17 protein-coding genes are annotated in these 21,545 nt (G+C 63.5%); 9 read left to right on the forward strand and 8 right to left on the reverse strand.

The window, feature by feature from the left end:
* Nucleotides 1-18: 18 nt before the first annotated feature.
* Both H0274_RS07035 and H0274_RS07040 read right to left on the reverse strand, forming a co-directional pair.
* Complete coding sequence (locus H0274_RS07035; protein ID WP_226794198.1) at nt 19-546, reverse strand: RNA polymerase sigma factor; 528 nt, start codon at nt 544-546, stop codon at nt 19-21.
* Nucleotides 547-649: 103 nt separating this feature from the next.
* Entirely contained in the window at nt 650-1,786 is a 1,137-nt protein-coding gene (locus tag H0274_RS07040) for a L,D-transpeptidase family protein (RefSeq protein WP_226794199.1), read from the reverse strand.
* 77 nt (nt 1,787-1,863) lie between these two features.
* Between H0274_RS07040 and H0274_RS07045 the strand changes: the two genes are divergently transcribed.
* Nucleotides 1,864-2,463: a murein L,D-transpeptidase catalytic domain family protein gene (locus tag H0274_RS07045; RefSeq protein ID WP_226794200.1), complete on the forward strand. Its 600-nt coding sequence runs from the start codon at nt 1,864-1,866 to the stop codon at nt 2,461-2,463.
* 20 nt (nt 2,464-2,483) lie between these two features.
* On the opposite strand, the gene H0274_RS07050 is transcribed toward H0274_RS07045, so the two are convergent.
* Genes H0274_RS07050 through H0274_RS07070 form a run of 5 tightly spaced genes read right to left on the reverse strand, consistent with a single transcriptional unit; the run spans nt 2,484 to nt 10,578 of the window.
* Nucleotides 2,484-3,065, reverse strand: coding sequence for a hypothetical protein (locus H0274_RS07050; protein ID WP_226794201.1), 582 nt, complete (start codon nt 3,063-3,065; stop codon nt 2,484-2,486).
* 7 nt (nt 3,066-3,072) lie between these two features.
* Entirely contained in the window at nt 3,073-4,854 is a 1,782-nt protein-coding gene (locus H0274_RS07055) for a hypothetical protein (protein ID WP_226794202.1), read from the reverse strand.
* Nucleotides 4,855-4,872: 18 nt separating this feature from the next.
* The gene (locus H0274_RS07060; RefSeq protein ID WP_226794203.1) at nt 4,873-7,008 is read right to left on the reverse strand and encodes a PQQ-dependent dehydrogenase, methanol/ethanol family; all 2,136 of its coding nucleotides are present in this window, start codon (nt 7,006-7,008) and stop codon (nt 4,873-4,875) included.
* Nucleotides 7,005-8,021: an alpha/beta hydrolase gene (locus H0274_RS07065; protein ID WP_226794204.1), complete on the reverse strand. Its 1,017-nt coding sequence runs from the start codon at nt 8,019-8,021 to the stop codon at nt 7,005-7,007. The genes H0274_RS07060 and H0274_RS07065 overlap by 4 nt, the downstream gene beginning before the upstream one ends.
* Nucleotides 8,022-8,067: 46 nt before the next feature.
* The gene (locus tag H0274_RS07070; protein ID WP_226794205.1) at nt 8,068-10,578 is read right to left on the reverse strand and encodes a TonB-dependent receptor; all 2,511 of its coding nucleotides are present in this window, start codon (nt 10,576-10,578) and stop codon (nt 8,068-8,070) included.
* 179 nt (nt 10,579-10,757) lie between these two features.
* Here H0274_RS07070 and H0274_RS07075 point away from each other — a divergent pair, with 179 nt between their 5' ends.
* From H0274_RS07075 to H0274_RS07110, 8 genes are all read left to right on the forward strand, one after another.
* Complete coding sequence (locus H0274_RS07075; RefSeq protein WP_226794206.1) at nt 10,758-11,729, forward strand: helix-turn-helix domain-containing protein; 972 nt, start codon at nt 10,758-10,760, stop codon at nt 11,727-11,729.
* 142 nt (nt 11,730-11,871) lie between these two features.
* Nucleotides 11,872-12,864, forward strand: coding sequence for an SMP-30/gluconolactonase/LRE family protein (locus H0274_RS07080; protein ID WP_226794207.1), 993 nt, complete (start codon nt 11,872-11,874; stop codon nt 12,862-12,864).
* Nucleotides 12,864-13,586 (forward strand): nuclear transport factor 2 family protein, encoded by a 723-nt coding sequence (locus H0274_RS07085; protein WP_226794208.1) that lies wholly within the window; start codon nt 12,864-12,866, stop codon nt 13,584-13,586. Before H0274_RS07080 ends, H0274_RS07085 begins: the two co-directional genes overlap by 1 nt.
* The gene (locus tag H0274_RS07090) at nt 13,586-14,347 is read left to right on the forward strand and encodes a nuclear transport factor 2 family protein (protein WP_226794209.1); all 762 of its coding nucleotides are present in this window, start codon (nt 13,586-13,588) and stop codon (nt 14,345-14,347) included. The genes H0274_RS07085 and H0274_RS07090 overlap by 1 nt, the downstream gene beginning before the upstream one ends.
* Nucleotides 14,347-15,153 carry a nuclear transport factor 2 family protein gene (locus H0274_RS07095; protein WP_226794210.1) on the forward strand — a complete coding sequence of 269 codons (807 nt, stop codon included), beginning with the start codon at nt 14,347-14,349 and terminating at the stop codon, nt 15,151-15,153. The genes H0274_RS07090 and H0274_RS07095 overlap by 1 nt, the downstream gene beginning before the upstream one ends.
* A gap of 6 nt (nt 15,154-15,159) precedes the next feature.
* Complete coding sequence (locus H0274_RS07100) at nt 15,160-17,259, forward strand: PQQ-dependent dehydrogenase, methanol/ethanol family (protein ID WP_226794211.1); 2,100 nt, start codon at nt 15,160-15,162, stop codon at nt 17,257-17,259.
* 146 nt (nt 17,260-17,405) lie between these two features.
* Nucleotides 17,406-19,535 (forward strand): outer membrane protein assembly factor BamB family protein, encoded by a 2,130-nt coding sequence (locus H0274_RS07105; protein WP_226794212.1) that lies wholly within the window; start codon nt 17,406-17,408, stop codon nt 19,533-19,535.
* A 5-nt stretch (nt 19,536-19,540) separates the two neighbouring features.
* Nucleotides 19,541-20,005 carry a nuclear transport factor 2 family protein gene (locus tag H0274_RS07110; RefSeq protein ID WP_226794213.1) on the forward strand — a complete coding sequence of 155 codons (465 nt, stop codon included), beginning with the start codon at nt 19,541-19,543 and terminating at the stop codon, nt 20,003-20,005.
* 297 nt (nt 20,006-20,302) lie between these two features.
* On the opposite strand, the gene H0274_RS07115 is transcribed toward H0274_RS07110, so the two are convergent.
* Entirely contained in the window at nt 20,303-21,541 is a 1,239-nt protein-coding gene (locus tag H0274_RS07115) for a TolC family protein (RefSeq protein WP_226794214.1), read from the reverse strand.
* Nucleotides 21,542-21,545: the final 4 nt, after the last annotated feature.

Genomic DNA, 21,545 nt, shown 5'->3' on the forward strand with positions numbered 1-21,545 from the left:
CAGACGGAGACGACCGCTTCATTCCTCATCAATTTTTTCCTTCAGTCGTGCCAGCGCGCGATAAGCAGAGCGAAGATCGTTCTCCACCGTACTCAGGCTCACACCGAATTCCTCCGCCACCTGACGCTGGGGAATGCCGTCCACCCTGTGCCTGCGGAATATCGCGGATTGCCTTTCGCCGAGGGCGGCAAGCGTTTCCGCGACCATGCGGGCCTGCTGGCGGGCAATGATCGCGCGATCAGGCGAAGGTGCGTCCGACACGCCGGGAACCGCGCCCCCGGTGGCATCGACCCAGTCCTTCTCCCGCTTTTCCGCCTGCCTTGCGGATCGATAGCGATCGATCATCAGCAGGTCCGCCGTGCGGAACAGATAGGACATGGGCGAGGAAATCGGTCCCGTCTGGGCCGCGCTGATCTTCAGCCACACTTCATGCAGCATATCTTCCGCGCTCTCGCCCGCGCCGCGCGCTGCGAAGAAGCGCAACAGGCGCTCGCGATTTTCGAGGAACGTCGCCTCGAGACCTGAAGGATGGCCAGATGCCGACAAGTAATATCACCACGGTTAGTGCGAAGCGCCGCATATAGGTTCATCGGGGATGAGAGGAAAGCGCAGGCTTACCCCACGCGAAAATCCCTTATCCCGAACGGACCTATCCCCCGCATCCCGGGCGGGAGGCTGCGAATTTCCGGTCGCGTCCATAGACGTCGGGAAGAATTCTCGCCCCTCCCTCCCCGTCGCTGACCGCAGTGAAATAGGCCACGTAGATCGGAATCGGGCGGGCGAGATTGATCACGGTGGATTCGCGGGATGCGACGATCGCGTCCACTTCCTCCCGCGTCTTCACGCCTTCCAGCAGCGTCGCCGCATAGCCGATCGCATCCTCGGTGCGGATGCAGCCATGGCTGAAGGCCCGCACATCGCGCTCGAACAGGCTCTTGCTGGGCGTATCGTGCATATAGACGCTGTAGGGATTGGGCATGACCAGCTTCATCTGGCCCAGGGAATTATTCGGCCCGGGCCGCTGGCGATAACGCCCCCCACCCCAGACATATCCGCGCGCGCGCGCGGTGGATGGGCTCCGGCGAACCAGCGCCCCCACGCTTTCGCGCACGATACTGGCCGGGATTTCCCACCAGGGATTGAGATTGACGCCAGTGATTGTCGCATTGAACACCGGCGTGGGCGTGGACTTCTTGCCGACGATCACTTTCCACGTGCCGACCTTCTTTCCCTCCCGCCAGAGCCCGGCCTCGAAGGCGGCGGCGTTGACCAGCACGTGATCTTCCCCGAGCGAGCGCGGCATCCAGCGCCAGCGTTCCATGTTGCGGGCAATGGCCGAGCGTGCGCTCTGGTCCGTGGCCTGGGCATAGGCCGCGTTGAGCGCGGCATATTCCGGATCGCGCGGACGCATGCTGGCGAAGAAGGCGTCAAGGGTTCCGGCCTGAAGCGATCCGGCGAGCAGCGCCTCCACATCCACGGCCTTGTCCGTATCCACGATGTTCCAGCCCTTGCGCTCCGCAGCGGTAGCGCAGCCCAGCAGGTGCATCTTCGCCAGCCTGAGCGCGAGATCATCCGCCGCCTTGGCGATCCCCTCACCGTCAGCCGCGCTCTCCGCCTTGTCGAGCACAGCGGTTGAAAGCACCGGCAAGGCATCCATGGGCGCCATTGCCACCCAGCGTTTGAGTATTGAGAGATTCGCAGGCGTCCATGCCGAAGGCTGCGCCATCGCGGGCGAGCCCGCGGCCAGCATTATCACTGCAATCATCGCAAGTACGGCTCGCTTCATCGCCACTCCTTTTCGCACGCGTTGCATCGCCTTACCCGCCGCTTACATCAGGGGAAACGCATATTCGGGATCGCACCATGAATTTCAACCGGCGCCATTTTCTTGGTGCCGCCATTGCCGGAGCAGCAGGACTGGCTTCGCCGCGCGCTTTTGCCGCGGTGAAGAACGATACCAGGCCTGATCTGTTGCCCCGTGCCATGGCCGCACTCAACGAACATCACAATTCCATCCTCCGCCGCGACGTGATCGGCCTTGTCGATTTCTCCCACCATTCGCGCGAACTCCGCTTCCAGATCGTCGATCTGGGCAATGGCCGCGTGCTGGCATCCTATCTCGTCGCCCATGGCAGGGGTTCGGACCCGGCGAATAGCGGGTGGGCCACACGCTTTTCCAATCGCCCGGGCTCGCACGCTTCCTCCGAAGGCAGCTTCCGCACCAGTGATACCTATTACGGCAAGCATGGCAAATCGCGTCGGCTGATCGGGCTCGATCCGCAAAACAACCTCGCTCTGCAACGCGCGATCGTGATCCACGGGGCTGACTATGTCGCGCCATCGCTGATCGCCGCGCAAGGCCGTATCGGCCGCAGCCAGGGCTGCTTCGCGCTGGAACGCAAGCTAGTGAACCAAGCAATGGACCAGCTCGGCTCGGGCGCGCTGCTGTTCGCTGCAAGCTGATCTGCGGATCGGGGGCTCGTTCAGCTCCCTTTCCCCCGCGCCAGCAGCTTCGCCCAGTCGAGCCGCGCCAATGCCACCAGCGCGGCGATCATGGCTAATTGCAGAGCGATGCCCAGAGGGCTCGACAGATTGGCGGCCAGCAGATCCCCGAAAGAGGATTGCCTGACCTCCTTCGCGCTAAAGGCATAGATGGAATAGGAAACGATCCGTCCGGCGAAGAAGGCGGCCGTGAAGCCCGCCAAGCGCATGCCCGCAAGGCCCGCCGCCTCGAACAATTGCGCCGAGGGCAAGGGCGAAAGGGCGAACAGGCCCAGCGCCGCAATACCGCCCTTGCGATTACGCTCGAACGCCTCCCGCGCGGCGGCCAGATTGGCGCGCGTCTTTTCCGACACGTGCCTGCCCAGCAGGCGGAAGGCATGGGCCAGCAGGAACCGGCCCGATGCCGCGGCCAGTGCCCCCACAAGAATGATGGCGGGCACCGGCAAGTCCGAATTGAGCCCATAAAGGACGATGATCGACCACGTCGGCGGCCCGAAGGCCGGCATGAGGTTCACCCCGAAGACGATCCCGAACAGGATCAGATAGGGGATCAGCCCGTCCATGCAGGCTTTATTGGCGCGGTTTCATCCCATAGGGAAGTTCGGAATTGAAGGCCTCCACTCGCTCGATCTTGCCATTCCTGAAGCGGAACAGCTCGACCACCTGGAAGCTGTGCGGATAAGTGCCCGCAGCCCCGCCGACAGCCGGGAAATCCTCGAACGTACGATAGACGATCAGCCCGCGCTTTTCGTCCACGGCCAGCACTTCCCGATCGCGCACCTGCTCAAGGCTGCTCAGCACCGGGCCGCCAAAGGGCGATACGCAATCGCCCACATCCTGCCCGTTCACCGCCCAGCGGCATTCGGCGGAGACGCCCGCAGGAGCCTTTGCCCCCTTGGGGTTCATCGCCTTGTAGAATGCCTCCGTCGCCGCGCGCATCGCCTTGGCGGGCGTGCGCTCAGCCGGGGCGAGTTCCGGGAAGGACGGCCCGCCATTGGGCTCTGCATAGGGCGGGCCATATTCCTTGCGGCGGATCAGCACATCGATGGAGCCGACCTTCTTGCCGTCATAGGCGACGGTGAACGCCCCCCAGGCGGGCTGGCCGTGCTCCTCGATCCGGCCGATCCACACGCCCTTGCCCGCCTTGGCATCGGCAATGACCAGCGGATTGGGATCGACCATGCTGACCCCGGCCCAGATCCCCTCGCCCACGCGGATACCCACGCTGTTCTCGGCATAACCCACCTTGGGTGCCCAGTTCACATCGCGCCATTTATTGCCCGCGAAGCTGGCCACGACCTGCCGCGTCGTCTGATCGACGCAGGCATCGTCGCATTCGGAAGGCTTGGGCGCATAGGCCGGCATTTTCGAATCCGGCCGCCAGAACGGGTTGTTCTTGAAATAGGGGACGTAAGTGAACACCGCCTCGATCCGCTGGATTTCGGCATTCTTTATGCGGAACGCTTCCAGCAGAGTGATCGAGTTGGGCCATTTGAGCGCGGTCTTCATTTCGCGCCCGTTGGTCAGCAGATAGCGGTCCCATTCATTGGCATGGTCGAAGAAGCCGCGCCCCACCACGACCCCACGCTCCTCGTCCACGATGAAGAAATCGCGGCGGACGCGCTTGTTGATCCGGTAAATGCCCAGCTCGAATTGCGCGCGGCAGCCCGAAGCGAGCGCAGCGGCGTTTCCGCCCGGGTCGCCCGGAGTGGGCGCAGTGGTGGAAATCCCGTTCTCCAGCCGCCCGCAATCGTCGGAAAAAGGCGCGAAGACCTGCCCGTCATTCACTTCCACCGTATCGAAATAGGCATCGGCAATCGCCAGCATCCGCTCACGCGAGCGGCGCTGTTCGGGCGGCAGTATCTCGTTGAATTCCGGATCGTGAACCATCTTGCTCACGTCACCGAAGGGTGCGGGAAGGCCGCTCTTGCGGTGGACGACGCTTTCCACTTCGTCGATCTTGCCATCCTTCACATGGATGCGCACGGCATAGATGGCGGGCGCGCCGTTTTCCTTCACCGAGCCGAACCAGGCGGCATTGCCGGTCACCTTGTCCGCCAGTTCCAGGCCGACCTGATCGACGGCGGTAACGGTTTTCCACAGGCCCTGCCCCACCTTGATGGGCACGTTGTTCTCGGTGAACATCACATTCGCCGCGAAGGGCGCCCCGGAGGGGTCTTTGGCCGCCAGAGCCGCCATGTGATCGCGCAGCAGGCCGATCAGGCAGTCCCGCTCGCACGAGCGGTCGGGCACCGCGCTTTCTTCGCCCGCAGCCTGCGCAAAGGCGGGAGCGGCAGGCAAAAGGGCGGCCGATGCGGCCAAGGCCGCCAGCATGGTCCGGTGAAAACGCATCCTCAATTCCCCTGATTATTATTTCCTGCCTGCGGCGGCGTCCTGATAATCCTCATTGGCGCGCGCGATGAGATAGCTGTGGATCGCATCCACATCCTCCTGCTTCAGCACATCGGCGAAGCTGGCCATGCCCTTCTCGCGATAGATGCCCTTCAGCACGATGTCGAAGAACAGATCATGCGCTTCCTTGTCCATCCAGCGCAGATCCTTCACGCCGCCGATCGCGTCTTCGCCGTGGCAGCGCACGCAGGTCTGGGCGTAAAGCTCGCGTCCGCGCGTCACCTGCGCTTCGCTGGCAGTCAGACGCGGCGGCGCGGGAATCTGCGATGGCGGAGGCATCGGCGGCAAGGTCACTCCCTTGGCGTCCAGCTTGAAGACCAGCAGCTTGGCCGTGGAAGTGCGGAACGGCCCATTCTTGTTGAGATTATAGACGGGCGAACCGCCCCAGCCGGCATTGATGGCGATATATTGCTCGCCATCGATCATATAGGTGATCGGGCCAGCGACCGGCGCCTGGTCGATATTCATCTCCCACAGCTTCTTGCCATTGTCCGCGCGGTAGATCGCCAGCGTCTTGTTGATCGTGCCCTGCACCAGCAGATTGCCTGCCGTTGAGAGAACCCCGCCCGAGCCGGGAATGCCGTAATCGACGCGCCATTTCTCGGTCTGGGTCTTCGGGTCCCAGGCCAGCAGATAGCCCTTCTCGCTGGCCACCGCCTCGGCCTGCAACTTCGCCCGCAATTCCTGCTCATTGCCATAGGCCTGGCCGGAATTGCTGCGCCCCTTGATGTAGCGATAGGCGCCGTCCTCCGCCCGTGCATAGACGGAACCCTGTTCCTGCGCGGAAAAATACATCAGGCCGGTCAGCGGGCTGTAGCTCATCGGATGCCACGTATGCGCGGCCATCCAGCTGGGGCTCATCAGATGCGGCTTGGTGGTATTATGCGCGCCGGGCTGTAGCACCGGGCGGCCTGTCTTCATATCGATATGGCTGGCCCATGTATTGACCGAGACATAGGACTTGCCGGAAATCAGCTCGCCCGTCTTGCGGTCGATCACATAGAAGAACCCGTTCTTGGGCGCCTGCATCGCCACCTTGCGCTGCTTGCCGCCGATCTTCATGTCGGCCAGCACGATGGGCTGCGTGCAGGTGTAATCCCAGTCCTCTTCGGGCACCATCTGATAGTGCCACTTGTACTCGCCCGTGGTCGCGCTCACCGCCACCATGGAGCAGAGGAACAGATTGTCGCCCTTCCCCTCGCTGCGGAAGTGCCACATATGCGGCGCGCCATTGCCGGTGCCGATATAGACCGTATCCAGTTCCGGATCGTAAGCGAAGGCATCCCAGGCATTGCCGCCCGCGCCTGCTTCCCAGAACTTGCCGAACCAGGTCGGCTGGGCGATCTTCATCGCACTGTCGGAAGCCTCGCCATCCGGGCCCTTGGCCGGATCGGTGGGGACGATGTAGAATTTCCAGAGCTTCTTGCCCGTTTCAGCATCCCATGCGGTGACGAAGCCGCGCGAGCCGTAATCCGCGCCGCCATTGCCGATCACCACCTTGCCGTCATAGACACGCGGGGCGCCGGTGATCGAATATTCCTGCCCTTCCGGGAAGGTCTGGCTGGACCAGATTTCGTGCCCGTCCTTCGCGTCGATGGCGATCAGGCGGCCGTCCAGCGCACCGATATAGATCTTGCCGTTCCAGGCAGCGATGCCCCGCGCGGAAGGGCCGCAGCAGGCCAGTCGCGCCCATTCGGGGCCGACCTTGGGATCGTAGGTCCACAGCTTGCGCCCGGTCTTCCCGTCATAGGCAGTGACGACGTTGTAGATGCTTTCGTTATAAAGCACCCCGTCCACCACCAGCGGGCTGGCCTGCACCCCGCGATAGGTTTCCAGATCATCATACCAGGCAAGGCCGAGGCGCTGCACATTGCCGTCATTGATCTGCGTGAGCGGAGAGAAGCGCTGCTCGTCCCAGGTGCGGCTATAGCTCATCCAGTCGCCGACATTGGCTTCGGAATCGGCATTGCGCAGCCTTTTGCCATCGACCGGGCCGGCACTGACAGAGGCGGTCTGGAAGGTCAGCGCAGCAGCACAGCCGAACAGCAGCCCCATCCGGGGGAACAGGCCAAGCATCCTGGCAGAGGTGTTCATTGCGCGCGCCGGGGCGGCTGGGTGGCGAGCGTCAGATTCTTGCGTTCGATCGTCCATTCGGAATCGCGGCACAATGTGCAATCCTCTCCTGCGAACCAGCGGCCCGCGAGTTCATCCCCGCGCAACTGCCAGTCGAGCCAGGCGAGTACGGCTTGTGCCGCTTTCCCGCCATTGGGTTCATTATATGTGCCCTCGTGCGTAACATCGATATTGATGACTGCCGCCGGGACACTGGGCAGATGCCGATAATCGTCCATCCCGTTGGGATAGGCGATATCACTCGGCCCGCCGAGCACGTAGAGGATCGGCACATCCACCTTGTCAAGCAGGCTCTTGTCCGCCTTCATCTCGCCCTGCGCGGGCACATCGGGATCGAGGATGCCGCTGTTCATGATCACGAGCGTGGAAACACGCGGATCGCCCGCGAATTTGATCGCCTGTATGCCCCCGCAGGAATAGCCTGAGACGGCCACCTTGTCCGTGGCGATCCTGCCCTTGAACGGGCTGCCAGCGCGGCGGTTCTCGGCAATGGCCCAGTCGATCGCCTCGCTGAGCTGCGTGGATTTGGTCCTGTCGCGATGCAGGGCCCAATCTTCGGGCTTCATCGCAACGCCCGGCCCGCTGAATATTCCGCCCGGCGCGATTACCAGATAGCCGTGGGAGGCAATCTCCAGCAGATGCTGGCGGGAAGACGCCGCATCTTCCGTGCAGGCCCCGTTGCCGAACACATAGACCGGCATTTTCCGATTGCCGAGCGCCGAAAGATCGGCCGGTTGATAGACGGTCTGGCCCGGCAGGCTGGCGAGCTGGTGCTTGATCGGGCGATAGGGGCCGGTGCCCGTGCTGTCGGGCCTGGCACCATCGATCATGAACTGCGCCGCAGCCTGAGCCGCGAGATCGGCCACCACCGGATTTTCCGGTGGCGTGCCTTGCGCCGATGCCACTCCAGCCATGGCCAGAGCGGCAAGAGCGAGAGGCAGAGCCGTCCACGAACTGCACATATTGCGTTTCATTGTCCGGCTCCCCCTCTGCGCTCTTGTTATCGCACCTTTATCCCGATCAGAAGCGGCGCTTGACCGAGACCGCCCATTCGCGCGGACGGCCGGGCTGGCCCAGTGCGAACCAGCCGTTGTAGAACTTGTTCAGATAATAGAAGTTATCGAACAGGTTGGTAACCTCAAGGGCTACGGACCAGTCCTTATCCTCGGTCTGATAGGTCAGGCGGGCATTGGCCAGCGTGTAGCTGTCCACCTTCGATATCTCGTTACAGGCGAAGTTGCCGCAATAGCCGGGCGTATAAGCCACGTCGATCCGCGGGGTCAGCGTGCCTGCATCGCCGAGCAGGATTTCATACTGCGCGCCAATGCTCCACTTCCAGTCGCCGATGCCCGGGCGGCTGGAGCCGACGACGATCGAGGTCGTCGGGTAGTTGACCTTCGTGAACTCGAAGTCGGTCAGGCTCAGCGATCCGTCGATGGTCAGGCCTTCGATGGGGTTGAGCGTGGTTTCAAGCTCGAAGCCCTTCACCCGCGCGTCGCCCAGGTTCAGATACTGGCCGCACAGGCCTTCGACACCACCCTTGTCGACCGGCAGAGGATTGCCTGCCTCGTCAAGGCAGGTCTGCGGCGTGCCCTGATAGCCGACATAATCCATGTAGAAGGCAGAGGCGTTGATCCGCAGAATCCGGTCGAACAGATCGGCCTTGAAGCCCACTTCATAGGAATTCAGCTTTTCCGGCCCGAAGGAACGGATCTGGTAATAGCTATAGGGACGCGGCGCCACGCCGCCCGCCTTGTGGCCGGTCGAGAACTGGGCATAGGCCATGACATCAGGCGTGATCTTGTAGGAAAGCACCGCGCGGTAATCGACGATGGTTTCCTTGTAGGTGCCCACCTGCCCGCTCAGCGGGTTGGTCGGGTTGCTCAGCGGCAGATAATCGCCCACCCCATCGGGATTGTAGCGGCCATAGGTGTAATCCTTCTGCTCGCTCGTCACGCGGATGCCGCCTTCCAGCGTCAGGCCCGGTGCCATCTGCCATGCGGCATTACCGAAGCCTGCCCACACGGTCATGTCGGCCGTATCGTCGTTGATGAAGGAGAAGGTCGGCTTCTGCGGCGTGCCGAAGCCCGAGAAGGGCGAGTGGATGCGGCCGTTATAGCGCGTGCTGGCATCGTAATAGATGCCGCCGACGGTCACATTCAGCGCATCTTCCATGAAGTTGCCCGAAAGGCGCACTTCCTGGCTGAACTGCTTGTGGCTGAAATAGCTGGGCACCGCACCGATGAAGGCCACCGGCGAGTTGTCATTATCGTCCGAGCTGAAGGAATCGTAGGTGCGATAGCCGGTGATCGACTTGAAGGCGATGTTATCCGCCACTTCGTAATCGACCACGCCCGAGACGCCCCAGCCTTCAACCTGGTTGGCAGGCTTCGTGAACACCGGCCCATTCGGGGCGCCGGGGGTCGCTGCGGCATCGATCGCACGATAGGTCACGCCCGGATCGTAGAAATTGGCGTAGCTGGCGAAGGGATCGTTCAGCACTGCCCCGGCCCGGCGATACTGGCCATAGGTCACGAAGCGGTTGTCGAAAGGCACGCCCTGATAGGCGATGCTGCCATTCTGGCGATTGGTGATTTCGGCACTGGCGATCAGCGTGGAAGCCGGAGTTTCCGACGTATCCTTGGTGTAATCCCCGGTGATGTTGATTTCCAGCGGGCTGCCCTGAGGGGCGATCCGCAGCGATCCGCGCACGGCGAACATCGATTGCGCCCCGAGCGTACCCAGCTTGCAATCGCCGCTGGCAAGCTGCGGAATGGCCGCCTGAGAGGGATCGATCGCACTGGTGCCCGGCTGGACATAGGGATCGTTCGGGTTGACGCAGGCATAATCATAACGGGTAACATAGCCGTCACGGTTGCGCATCACGCCGGTAACGCGGGCGAAGACGGCATCTTCCACCACCGTGAAGTCCGCGCTGGCCTTCATGTCCACGCGATTGAAAGCGCCGAGCGTGGCTTCAACGAAGCCGCCCTCGCCCTGCGGCTTGCGCGAATAGAGCTTGATGGCGCCGCCCTGCGAATTCATGCCGGCAAGCGTGCCCTGCGGCCCGCGCAGCACTTCCACGCGCTCCAGATCGGTCAGGTCGAAGGCCGATGCCGTGACCGTGCCGAAATAGATGTCGTCCACATAGATGCCGACGCCCGGCTCCACCGAGGGGCTCTGGTCCGCCTGGCCGACGCCGCGGATATAGGCCCGCATGGAAGCGCCCGAGCCCGAGGGGTTCTGCTGCAGCAGCACGTTGGGCGCCTGGGCGGCGATGTCGGTCAGCTTGGTCTGGCTGCGGGCTTCCAGCAATTCGCCGCTGACGGCGGTGATGGAAAGCGGCGTGTCCTGGATATTCTGTTCGCGCATCTGCGCGGTAACGACGATCACATTAGCGTCGTTCGCGTTTTCATCCTGCGCGATTGCAGGAGATGCAGCCATGGAAATGCCGAGCGCGAGCGCGGCGGTGGAAATGCGCGATCTGGACACAATGCTGCGCGCGCCAAGCGAATTGCTTGTCCGGGACATCCTCAATTTTCCTTCTCCCACGCCGTTTCGCCCAAGGATGCACTCATTCTGGCGCATCGCCTGACCGGTACGGCTTCCTTTTGGTGCGCACGCGCCTTTTGGGCACGCGCCGGTACAGGCATCGTCTTGCCTTTTCCGCCACCCTCCTTACCCTTGCTTGCCGGGGGAGGCTTTGACTGATGTGGAGTGACGGCTTGCCGCAATTGGAAGCCCTGCCGGCCGATGTGATCGGCCCGGTGGTGGATTTGCGGCGCGTGGAGGAAGAACAGCGTTACCTGATGTGGACTCAGGCCGCGCGCAAATCCTTCCCGGGCCTTACGGTGCGTTTTGAAGGAGATATGCCGGCATCCGGCATGATCCGCCGCATTCCGATCAGTTCGGGCGACCTGTTCGAAATCGAATCCGCACCAGTTGAAGTCAACTTTCGCCCCTCCCCTTCCGCCGACGGCTCTTTCATTTCGATCATGGTGCAGGCCGAAGGCTCCACCACGGTCCAGCAGGGCCAGCAACGCAGCGGCCTGGCCAAGGGCGACATGTGCCTTTTGGACGAAGCCTGCAGCTTCAAGATCATCGGTGAGGACTGGAGCCGGATCTGCTTCCTGCGCCTGCCGCGCCTGCAGGTTCTGGCGCGGCACCCCCAGCTGGAACGCTATTTCGCATCGGCCATGCCCTCTGCCGATGCGGGCACGCGGCTGCTGGCCGATCTCCTGCTGCGCCTGTTCTGGGATGCTCCGCTGCTGAGCGACGCGCAGCACCGCGCGATGCTGGGCGGGCTGATCCACCTGCTGGGCGTGGCGAGCCCCCGCCCCGTGGACAGTGCCGAGCATGACTGGCGCGTCCGCCGCGCGGTGGACTTCATCGAGCAGAATCTCGCCCTGCCCGGCCTTTCGGCGGAAGATGTCGCGCGGGATCAGCGCATCAGTCGCCGCCGGCTGGATCAGATCATGCAGGAAAAGCTCGGCCGGTCGATCGCGGCCTGCCTGTGGACCCGCAGGCTCGCCCAGGCAGCCCAGGACCTGAGAGAGCCCGCGCGGGCGGGCGAATCGATTGCGCAGATCGCCTTCGCCAACGGCTTTGGGGACGCGGCCCATTTCACTCGCGCCTTCAAGCGGCGCTACGGCGTCACGCCCGGCCAATGGCGGGTTATCTAGCGCCGAAGCGCTCGGCTCTCTCCGCCTCGGTCAAGCAGCCATTCCAAATAGGACCAGTTGCACCCCTTTTCATGCGCGCCTGCGCGTCTATCATGACGCGTTCCGCACGAGAGGCGGGATGAGGTAAAGGGGAGAGATCACGATGGCTGACCGCTCACGCGGCCGGTGCCAGGACATATGCGGCAAATGGACGGCGAAGGCTCTGAAGGGGCTGATGCTGGCCAGCTGCATCGGGGGCCTCAGTGCCGCCCATGCCGCGGCCGCCGATATTCCGATCAATGGCAGCCGGGTCTTTCCCGAAAGCATCAGCGCCGATCTGGATGGCAACATCTATATCGGCAGCGTCAGCGGAACCGTCTATCGCGTGGAAAGCGAAGGCAAGACGGCAGAGCCCTGGATCGTACCCGGCCCGCAAAACGGCCTCACATCTTTGTTCGGCGTTCTGGCTGACGAAAATCGCGGCCTGCTGTGGGTGTGCAACAATCCCCCCTTCGGCGGCCCGCCCCCGCCGGGCGCGAAGTCCGGCCTCAAGAGCTTCGATCTCCAGTCCGGCGAATTGAAGGGCACCTACGATTTCCCCGGCGAAGGCCCCTTCGCCTGCAATGACATCACGATCCGCAATCTGGCCGATCTCTATGTTACCGACACTGCGGGCGGGCGCATCTTCCATCTCGCCCCCGATGCGGAAAAGCTGGAACTCTTCGCGCAAGACCCGGAACTGGTCGGCGTGGACGGCATCGCCGTTGCCGGTGACGGCACGATCTACATCAACAATGTCCGCATGAATCTGGTCCAGCGGGTGAACCTGAAGGCGGATGGCAGCTATGCTGGCCTGACCGCGCTCACCCTGTCGGAACCGGTCAACGGACCGGACGCCCTGCGACTGGTGGGCGGTAATCTCTTCCTCCAGGCCGAAGGGCCCGGCGGGCGCGTGACCTATGTGGAAGTGGAAGGCGACAAGGCCAAAATCATCCCGATCCGCACCGGCCTCGATTCCTCGCCCGGCGTCACCCATGTCGATGGCGTTGCCTATGCCACCGAAGGCAAGATCGGCTATCTGTTCGACCCCGCGCTGAAGGACAAGAACCCCGATCCCTTCATCATCCGGGCCTTCCCCCTGCCGGAGCTGCCGTGATGAACCGGGTTCTGATCCTCGCGCTGGCAGGGGCCGCGATTGCCCTGCCCCAACCCGCCGCCGCACAGAAGCTGTCGCAGGCCCAGATCAATGCTCAGGCCGATGCGCTCACCGCGCGGGTCGAGAAGCTGGAAGGCACCCGCGCAGTCAAGAAGCTGCAGCGCGCCTTCGGCTATTACGTCGACCGCGGATTGTGGGGAGAAGCCGCCGATCTGTTCACGGATGACGGCACGATCGAGATCGGCGTGGACGGCGTCTATGTCGGCAAGACCCGTATCCGCGAATATCTCAAGCGCCTGCATGGCGGGCAGGAAGGGCTGATCTACGGCCAGCTCAACGAATGGGTCACGCTCCAGCCTTCCGTCGATATCGCCGGTGACGGCCGCTCGGCCACAGCGCGCTGGCGCGATCTGGGCATGCTCGGCCAGTACAAGAAGCACGCCGAATGGCGCGACGGCATTTACGAGAACACCTATGAGAAAGGCGCTGACGGGATCTGGCGGATCAAATCGCTGCATCTCTACGTCAACTTCCTCGCCCCCTATCAAAAGGGCTGGGCGCGGTTGACGCCGGGCGAAGGGCTGGTCCAGTCCGAAGCGGCGAAGGCCTATCCGGCGGATCGTCCGCCCACGGCCAGCTACAGGCCCTTCCCGGAAGTTCAGGTGCCGCCCTTCCAGGCCCCCAATCCCGCGACCGGCAAGCCGGTGAAGGGAGGCAAGTGATGCGTCGTTTCAAATCCATGCAGGCCCTGATCCTGGCCACGGCAGCCCTTGCATCGGCCACGCCCGCTTTCGCCCAGAGCCCCATCCCCCAGAGCCCCATCCCCCAAAGCCAGAGCCCCGAAGCCCGCCTTGCCGCCTATCGTGAGCGGGTGGAGCGGCTGGAGGATCAGGACGCGATCGAAAACCTCCAGGCCGATTACGGATATTATTTCGACAAGGGCCTGTGGGACGATGTGGCCGATCTGTTCAGCAAGGACGGCAGCTTCGAATATGGCCAGCGCGGCGTCTATATCGGGCGCGAGCGTATTCGCCGCGCGCTGTTGCTGTTCGGCCCGAACGGCCTCGCTCCAGCCCATCTCAACAACCACATGCAGCTGCAAAGCGTGGTGGTTGTATCGAAGGATGGAAACAGCGCCACGGGCCGCTGGCAGGGCATGGTGATGCTGAGCGAACCGGGCCAGAACGGCGTCTGGGGCGTAGGCATCTACGAGAACAAATATGTGAAGGAAGGCGGCGTCTGGAAAATTTCCAGCCTGCATTTCTATCCCACCGCAATGACCGATTACGATCTGGGCTTCATGAAATCGACCTTGCCGATGGAGGGAATGAGCGCCCTGTTCCCGCCCGACAGGCCGCCCACGGAAGTCTATCGCACGCTGCCGGGCAATTATATCCCGCCCTTCAGCTTCGATCACCCGGTAACGGGCAAGTCGCTGAAAGACCTGCCGCAGCCGCCCGACGATGTGCTGGGGAGAAAGTGATGAAGATGCGTATTCTTCTCGCGGCGAGCCTTCTGGCCGCCAGTGCCACCCCCGCCCTCGCCACTCCCGCCATCGCGCAGGACAAGACTGCCGGACAGAAGCTCGACCAGCTTGAATCCCGCATCACCCGGCTGGAAGATCTCAACCAGATCGAGATCCTCCAGCGGACCTATGGCTATTTCGTGGACAAGGGCCAATGGACCCAGCTTTCCGAGCTGTTCACCGATGATGCCACGCTGGAAATCGGCGGCAAGGGCCTGTTCCTGGGCAAGAAGCGCGTGCTGGAATATATGCAGACCGCCTTCGGCCCCGATGGCGCCAAGCCGGGCATGCTGGCCAATCACATGCAGTTCCAGCCCGTGCCGGACATCTCGGCTGACGGGAAAACCGGCTGGGTGCGCAGCCGCGCCTATGTGATGAGCCTGGGCGGCTGGGGCCTGCCGCTTTACGAAAACGAATATCGCAAGGGCGAGGATGGCATCTGGCGCATCAGCCGCCTGTCCGGCCCCTTCACCATGTACACCAACTGGGAAGGCTGGGGTAAAAACGCGCTGAACAACACCTGGCCGGACAAGTTCGATCCGCCGCCGGACCTTCCGCCGTCCACGATCTATCTGACCTATCCGGCCTATTACATCGTGCCGTTCCATTATCCGAACCCGGTAACCGGCAAGGCGTTCAAGCCCGATATGGACGAAGTGGGCGCCTATCACCGCCCACCGGGCACGCCGGAACAGGCCGCCGCGCTCAAGGTCGGCCGTATGGTCGATGGAACCCAGCCGATCGCCGAACCGCCCAAGGACTGATCCCAAATGCCTTTCCGCAAACGCCCCACTGCGCTGGCCGCGGGCCTTCTGGCCCTGTTCCTGGCGGTTTTCACCTTGCAGGCCGGGAGCCCCGCCATTGCGCAGGGCCCGGCCAGCCTGCTCGCCAATCCGCCTGCCGGTGCCTGGCCGAGCGACGGGCGCGACTATACCGCCCAGCGCTATAGCCCGCTGACGCAGATCAACGCCCAGAATGTCGGCCAGCTCGGCCTTGCGTGGTATGCCGATCTCGACACTTATCGCGGGGTGGAAGGCACACCGATCTATGCCGACGGGGTGCTCTACAACATCCTCGCCTGGAACATCACCACGGCCTATGACGCGAAGACGGGCAAGCCCTTGTGGACCTTCGATCCCAAGGTGCCGCGTGAATATGGCCGTTATGCCTGTTGCGAGCCTGTCTCCCGCGGGCTGGCCATGTGGAACGGCAAGATCATCATCGCCACGCTGGACGGGCGGATGATCGGGCTGGACGCCAGGACCGGCAAGCAGATCTGGTCCACCCAGACTTTCGACCATGACATGCCCTATTCCATCACGGGCGCGCCGCGCGTGTTCGATGGCAAGGTGGTGGTAGGCCAGTCGGGCGGCGATCTTGGCGTGCGCGGCTTCGTGATCGCGCTGGATGCCGATACGGGCAAGAAGCTGTGGAAGTTCTTCCTCGCCCCCGGCAACCCGGCTGACGGCCCGGATGGAGAGGCTTCGGATTCCATCATGGAGATGGCGCGCAAGACCTGGCACGGCGAATATTGGAAGCTGGGCGGCGGCGCGAATGCCTGGGATTCCATCGCTTACGATCCGGCCAACAAGCTTGTATTCGTGGGCACCGGCAACGGCTCGCCCCTCTCGCGCTATCACCGCAGCCAGAACAAGGGCGACAATCTGTTCGTCTGCTCCATCGTCGCGCTCCATGCCGATACGGGCACCTATGCCTGGCATTACCAGATGGTGCCGGGGGAAGACTGGGATTACACCTGCACATCCTCCATCATCAGCGCCGACCTGAAGATCGGCGGCAAGATGCGGCAGGTGATCATGCAGGCGCCGAAGAACGGCTTCTTCTATGTGATCGACCGCAAGACCGGGAAGCTGATCAGCGCGGAAACGCATGTGAAGGTGAACTGGGCCTTCGGCATCGACAAGAAGACCGGCCGCCCCATCGAGAACCCCGAAACCCGCTATGGCGTAGATCCGGTGCTGGTCTATCCCGGCCCCGGCGGCGCGCATAACTGGTTCCCCATGGCCTTCAGCCCGCGCACCAAGCTGGCCTATTTCCCGGCCTATCAGTCGGGCATGGTCTATGCGCTGGACCCGAACTTCAAGCCGCAGCCCTTCCGCTCCAATGCGGGCTGGGGCGGCTATACGGGCGAAGCCATGCAGAAGCGCATGAAGCTGATGGAACAGGCCAATGCGGACGAGAAGGCATGGCTCACTGCCTATGATCCGGTGAAGCAGAAGATCGCCTGGCAGGTGCCCCTGCCCCGCCACGGCAATGGCGGCGTCTTCGTCACCGCTTCCGACCTTGTCTTTGAAGGCACCACCAAGCAGACCTTCGCCGCTTTCGATGCGAAGAGCGGCAAGGTCCTGTGGGAATATCCGACGCAGAGCGCGCCGGTTTCCGGCGGCATCACCTATGAGCTGGATGGCGAGCAATATGTCGCCATCAATGCCGGTTGGGGCGGCGGCGCCGCACAGATCGAGCGCGGGGCGGGCATCGAATTGCCGCGTGCCCCGGCCCGCCTGCTGGTGTTCAAGCTGGGCGGCACGCAGCAGCTTCCGCCGCTGGCCAAGGCAGAAGCGATCCCCAACCCGCCCCCGCTGCGCGCCAGCGAGGCTTCGGTTGCGCGCGGGGCGGAGCTGTTCGCCAATACCTGCGCCCTGTGCCACGGGGCCAATGCCAAGGGCGGCGTGAAGGATCTGCGCCACATGACCATGGAAACCCACGGCAAGTTCAACGACATCGTGCTGAAGGGGATCTATCAGGACAAGGGCATGTCGAGCTTTGCCGACATCCTGAAGCCCGACGATGTGGAGGCGATCCACAATTACCTGATCGCCCGCGCCAATGAGGATTGGGGCGGCGACTGACGCCCCTTTCGCCCCGCCCCGGTGCCGTGCGTATCGGGGCGGGCATTTCGTCCAGGCGCAATCCGCATCCATGGACAAAGTCATCCTTGCCCTCAAATCCCCTGATCGCCTAGCAAGCCTCCAAACAATGGATGGGAGGGGTTTCGATGCAGGGGATTCTCAATGGCCGCAGCGCCATCGCGCTGGGCGCTTCGGGCATAGCCATAGCTGTCGGCGCGTTTTCTCTGGCGCCGCGCACCACGGCAGCGGAAACCACGTTCGACAGTCAGGTGGCCCAGGGCCGCACCGCCTATGCGGAACATTGCGCCGCCTGCCACGGCAACAATCTGAACGATGGCGCCTTCGCGCCTGCGCTGAAGGACGCCTCCTTCCAGGCCAAATGGGGCGGCGGCGGGGCTGACAAGCTCTATGACTATATCCACGCCACCATGCCCCCGGGCAATACGGGCGGCCTGCCTGAAGAAACCTATGCCGCCATCCTCGCCACGATCCTGGCGGAAAACGGCGCAAAGCTTGCCGCCCCGATCCATGCCGATGCCGCGCAGCTTGCAGCCGTAACGGTGCCGAAGGATGCGGTGGACGCCAATGCCGCGGATATCGGTTTTGGCGGCATCAGCACGCGCCGCCCGCTTCCGGCATGGCCCACAAGGCCAGACCTGTTCGCCAATTTCACCCCCGTCACCGATGCGATGCTGAATGCGCCAGCGGGCGAGAACTGGCTGGCGTGGCGCGGCAGCCATACCGGGCAGGGTTTCTCCCCTCTGAAGCAGATCGACACGGGCAATGTGAAGAACCTCACCATCGCCTGGGCGCAGTCCCTCCCGGCGGGGCCCAACATGGCCGAGCCGCTGGTGCGCGACGGGGTGATGTATGCCTATGGCTTCGGGGACGAGGTCTTCGCGCTGGATGCCACCAATGGCGATGTGCTGTGGCGTTACCAGCGCAAGCACGATGCCCCGCCGGCCACTTCCAAGAAGACCATCTCGCTCTATGGCGACAAGGTGCTGCTGGCCACCGGCGACCTCCACATGGTCGCGCTGGATGCCCGCACCGGCAAGCTGGTGTGGGACGTGCCCATCACCGACAAGCCCGGCTTCCGCATTCCCGGCGGCCCTCTCGCCGCAGATGGCGTGGTGATGATCGGCATGGCCACGCAGGAAGCGGGCGGCGGCCAGATCGACGGGTTCGAGATCGAAACGGGCAAGCATCTGTGGACCTTCCACACGGTCGCCCGGCCGGGCACTCCGGGCGGGGATACGTGGAACGGGTTGCCGCTCGACAAGCGCCACGGCGGCTCCGTCTGGACTTCCGGTTCTTACGATGCGGAAAACAGGCTCGCCCTGTGGGGCGTCGCCCAGACATACGACACCGGCCCCCTGCGGGATCGCAAGCCCGGCATGAACAACGACGGGCTGTTCAATGACGCAACCCTTGCGCTGAACCCGCGCACCGGCGAGCTGGTCTGGTATTTCCAGCACATGAAGAACGACCAGTGGGATCTCGACTGGGTGTTCGACCGGGTGATCGGCACGCTGGAGCGCAATGGCAGGCAGCAGCGCGTGGTGATGACCGGGGGCAAGATCGGCCTGTTCGACACGGTCGACGCGAAGACCGGCAAGTACCTGTCCACGCTCGACATGGGCATTCAGGACATCGTGACCAAGGTCGATCCAAAGACGGGCGACAAGATCTACGATCCGGCCAAAATTCCCGATGGCGGCGCGCCCTTCTTCGCCTGCCCCAATGGCGGCGGCGGCCGTAACTGGAGCCCCACCGCCTTCAATCAGGGCACCGGCCATCTGTTCGTCAATGCGCGCGATGTCTGCATGGACATCGTACCGGGCAAGCCGGGCTTCCTGACCACGGGGATCAACATGCGCTATGCCGCGCCGGAAGGCAGCGACGGGCGCTATGGCATGTTGCAAGGGCTCGACATGCAGAACCAGAAGATCGCCTGGACCGTCTATCAGCGCGCGCCCTATACTATGGGCGTTCTGGCAACGGCCGGCGGCTTGCTGTTCACCGGATCGGTTGACCGGCAGTTCATCGCTTACGATCAGGCGGATGGAAAGGTGCTGTGGCGCACGGGCGTGACCGACATCCCCAATGCCTCGCCCATTTCCTATTCGGTGAATGGCCGGCAATATATCGCCATCGTCACCGGGCGCGGCAATCCGCTGTCCTTCGGGCTGGGCGCGATGACCCCGGAAATCCAGGCCCCGCCGGTCAACAGCTCGGCCATCTATGTCTACGCCCTGCCCGACGAGGAGAAATAAGCATCATGTCTCGCCCCCCGCTTCCGCCCTTCACTGAAGAAACCGCGCGCCAGAAGGTTCGGCTGGCGGAGGATGGCTGGAACAGCCGCGATGCCGCCAAGGTCGCGCTGGCCTATACGGAAGACACAATTTGGCGGAACCGCGTGGAATTCCCGCGCGGGCGGGATCAGGCGGAGGCGTTCCTTGCCCGCAAATGGGCCAGGGAACTGGATTACCGCCTGATCAAGGAATTGTGGGCCTTCACCGGCAATCGCATCGCAGTGCGCTATGCCTATGAATATCACGATGACAGCGGCAACTGGTTCCGCGCCTATGGCAACGAGAACTGGGAATTCGACGCCGATGGCCTGATGAGCAATCGCCACGCCAGCATCAACGAAATGCCCATCCGCGAGGAAGACCGCCTGTTCCACTGGCCTCTGGGCCGCCGCCCGGACGATCATCCGGGGCTTTCGGAGCTGGGGCTTTAGGGGCTTAACGGGTGGAGGGGCACCATCTCCTCAATTCGTCATTCCCGCGCAGGCGGGAACCCAGTTCAACGGTTGCTGCTGGGTTCCCGCCTGCGCGGGAATGACGAAGGTGAGCGGGCCTAATCCTCTCCTCCAATCACCACACCCGTTCGTCCTGAGCTTGTCGAAGGACACGCGCCTGCGCTTGCCCAGCAAAGGACATGGGGCTGGCGGTTTCCCGTGTCCTTCGACAAGCTCAGGACGAACGGAGGTTGGGAAGCTTACCGGGACTTAAATGCCCGGCAGCCCCCTCCCCGCTCAATCCGCCAGCCACAATTGGTGGCTGTCGATCCGGATCTTGGTGATCGCGCGCTGGGCTTCGGTGCGCGCGGTGGCTTCGGCGCGGAAGGCGTCGTGGACCATGCGTTCGGCCAGCAGCCGGTCGGCCAGGTCGATCTCGCCCAGTTCATAGCCTTTGCGCATCTTGGCGAGCGCGGCGATCTGGGCGTTCAGCCCTTCCCGCGCGCGCTGCCAGGCTTCGAAGCGATAGGTCGCCTCGGCCACGTCTGAATCCGCCATTTCCCGCACGGAAAAACGCGCCATCTGGGCATCGGCCTGCGCCGCGCCCGCTTCTGCCGCTGCCTGATCGCTCAGGGCCGAACGGTGGCCGCCGCCCAGCGGGATGGAGAAGACCAGCCCCGCCCCCTTTTCCGCGCCGCCACGTTCGGAAAACAGGCGGACGCCGAAGGAAGGATCGGCCATCTTCTCGCGCCTTGCGCGTTCGGCCATGCTGTTCATCTTGCCCGCCTGCGCATCGGCGGCGGCAATCTCGTGGCTGTTGGTGACCACCAGTTCGCGATAATGCTCCAGCCCGCCTTCGGGAATCTGCGGCGAGGGAATTTCCGGCGCCTGCAACGGTACGGCCAGAGCCGGGAAATGCGCCGCCAGCCGCGCACGGGCGACACTGGCGCGCCCCTCCGATTGCTGCGCCATCAGCCGGGCATTGCCCAAGGCGGCCTCCACCTGATCCGCTTCCAGCGGGGCGGCGTCTTTCAGTTCCACCCGGCGCTTTACCGCCGCGAGGGCCTGTTCGTAATTGGCGGCCGCCTGCCGGTCCACTTCCGCCTCGGCGGAGGCGCCCAGCCAGTCCCACCAATGGCCGGCCAGCAACAGGGCCGCCTGATGCTTGGCATCTTCGGCCATGTTCTGCGCGGCATCCACTCCGAACTCGCCGATATTCCGGTCCAGCTCGGCCTTGCCGGGCAGGCGGAAGGCGCGGCTCAGCTGCGCGTCATATTCGTCGAAAGTGCCTTCCTGATCGATCGTGCGGCGGTTGTAAGTGCCGCTGAAGGTAATCTCATGCGGCCCCTTTGCGCGCGCCCGCGCATCGGCCCGGGCGGCGTCCACCTTGGCACGCGCGGTCACTACCGAAGGGTGATCGTCCAGCGCGGTGTTCACCGCCGCCGCATCCGGCAATCCGGCTTCGGCGGAAAGCGGAGCCGCGAGAGGAAGGGAAAGCGCCAGCAGCGGCAGCACGGAGAAGATCGTCTTGCGCATCGGC

It is taken from the genome of Fulverythrobacter ferritrahens (assembly GCF_020539485.1).
Taxonomy (GTDB): domain Bacteria; phylum Pseudomonadota; class Alphaproteobacteria; order Sphingomonadales; family Sphingomonadaceae; genus Andeanibacterium; species Andeanibacterium ferritrahens.

Coding starts and splice junctions, on each gene's coding strand:
- H0274_RS07040 (WP_226794199.1), bottom strand. CDS start 1,786: ATGAAGCGAGCCGTACTTGCGATGATTGCAGTGATAATGCTGGCCGCG.
- H0274_RS07045 (WP_226794200.1), top strand. CDS start 1,864: ATGAATTTCAACCGGCGCCATTTTCTTGGTGCCGCCATTGCCGGAGCA.
- H0274_RS07050 (WP_226794201.1), bottom strand. CDS start 3,065: ATGGACGGGCTGATCCCCTATCTGATCCTGTTCGGGATCGTCTTCGGG.
- H0274_RS07055 (WP_226794202.1), bottom strand. CDS start 4,854: ATGCGTTTTCACCGGACCATGCTGGCGGCCTTGGCCGCATCGGCCGCC.
- H0274_RS07060 (WP_226794203.1), bottom strand. CDS start 7,008: ATGAACACCTCTGCCAGGATGCTTGGCCTGTTCCCCCGGATGGGGCTG.
- H0274_RS07065 (WP_226794204.1), bottom strand. CDS start 8,021: ATGAAACGCAATATGTGCAGTTCGTGGACGGCTCTGCCTCTCGCTCTT.
- H0274_RS07070 (WP_226794205.1), bottom strand. CDS start 10,578: ATGTCCCGGACAAGCAATTCGCTTGGCGCGCGCAGCATTGTGTCCAGA.
- H0274_RS07075 (WP_226794206.1), top strand. CDS start 10,758: ATGTGGAGTGACGGCTTGCCGCAATTGGAAGCCCTGCCGGCCGATGTG.
- H0274_RS07080 (WP_226794207.1), top strand. CDS start 11,872: ATGGCTGACCGCTCACGCGGCCGGTGCCAGGACATATGCGGCAAATGG.
- H0274_RS07085 (WP_226794208.1), top strand. CDS start 12,864: ATGAACCGGGTTCTGATCCTCGCGCTGGCAGGGGCCGCGATTGCCCTG.
- H0274_RS07090 (WP_226794209.1), top strand. CDS start 13,586: ATGCGTCGTTTCAAATCCATGCAGGCCCTGATCCTGGCCACGGCAGCC.
- H0274_RS07095 (WP_226794210.1), top strand. CDS start 14,347: ATGAAGATGCGTATTCTTCTCGCGGCGAGCCTTCTGGCCGCCAGTGCC.
- H0274_RS07100 (WP_226794211.1), top strand. CDS start 15,160: ATGCCTTTCCGCAAACGCCCCACTGCGCTGGCCGCGGGCCTTCTGGCC.
- H0274_RS07105 (WP_226794212.1), top strand. CDS start 17,406: ATGCAGGGGATTCTCAATGGCCGCAGCGCCATCGCGCTGGGCGCTTCG.
- H0274_RS07110 (WP_226794213.1), top strand. CDS start 19,541: ATGTCTCGCCCCCCGCTTCCGCCCTTCACTGAAGAAACCGCGCGCCAG.
- H0274_RS07115 (WP_226794214.1), bottom strand. CDS start 21,541: ATGCGCAAGACGATCTTCTCCGTGCTGCCGCTGCTGGCGCTTTCCCTT.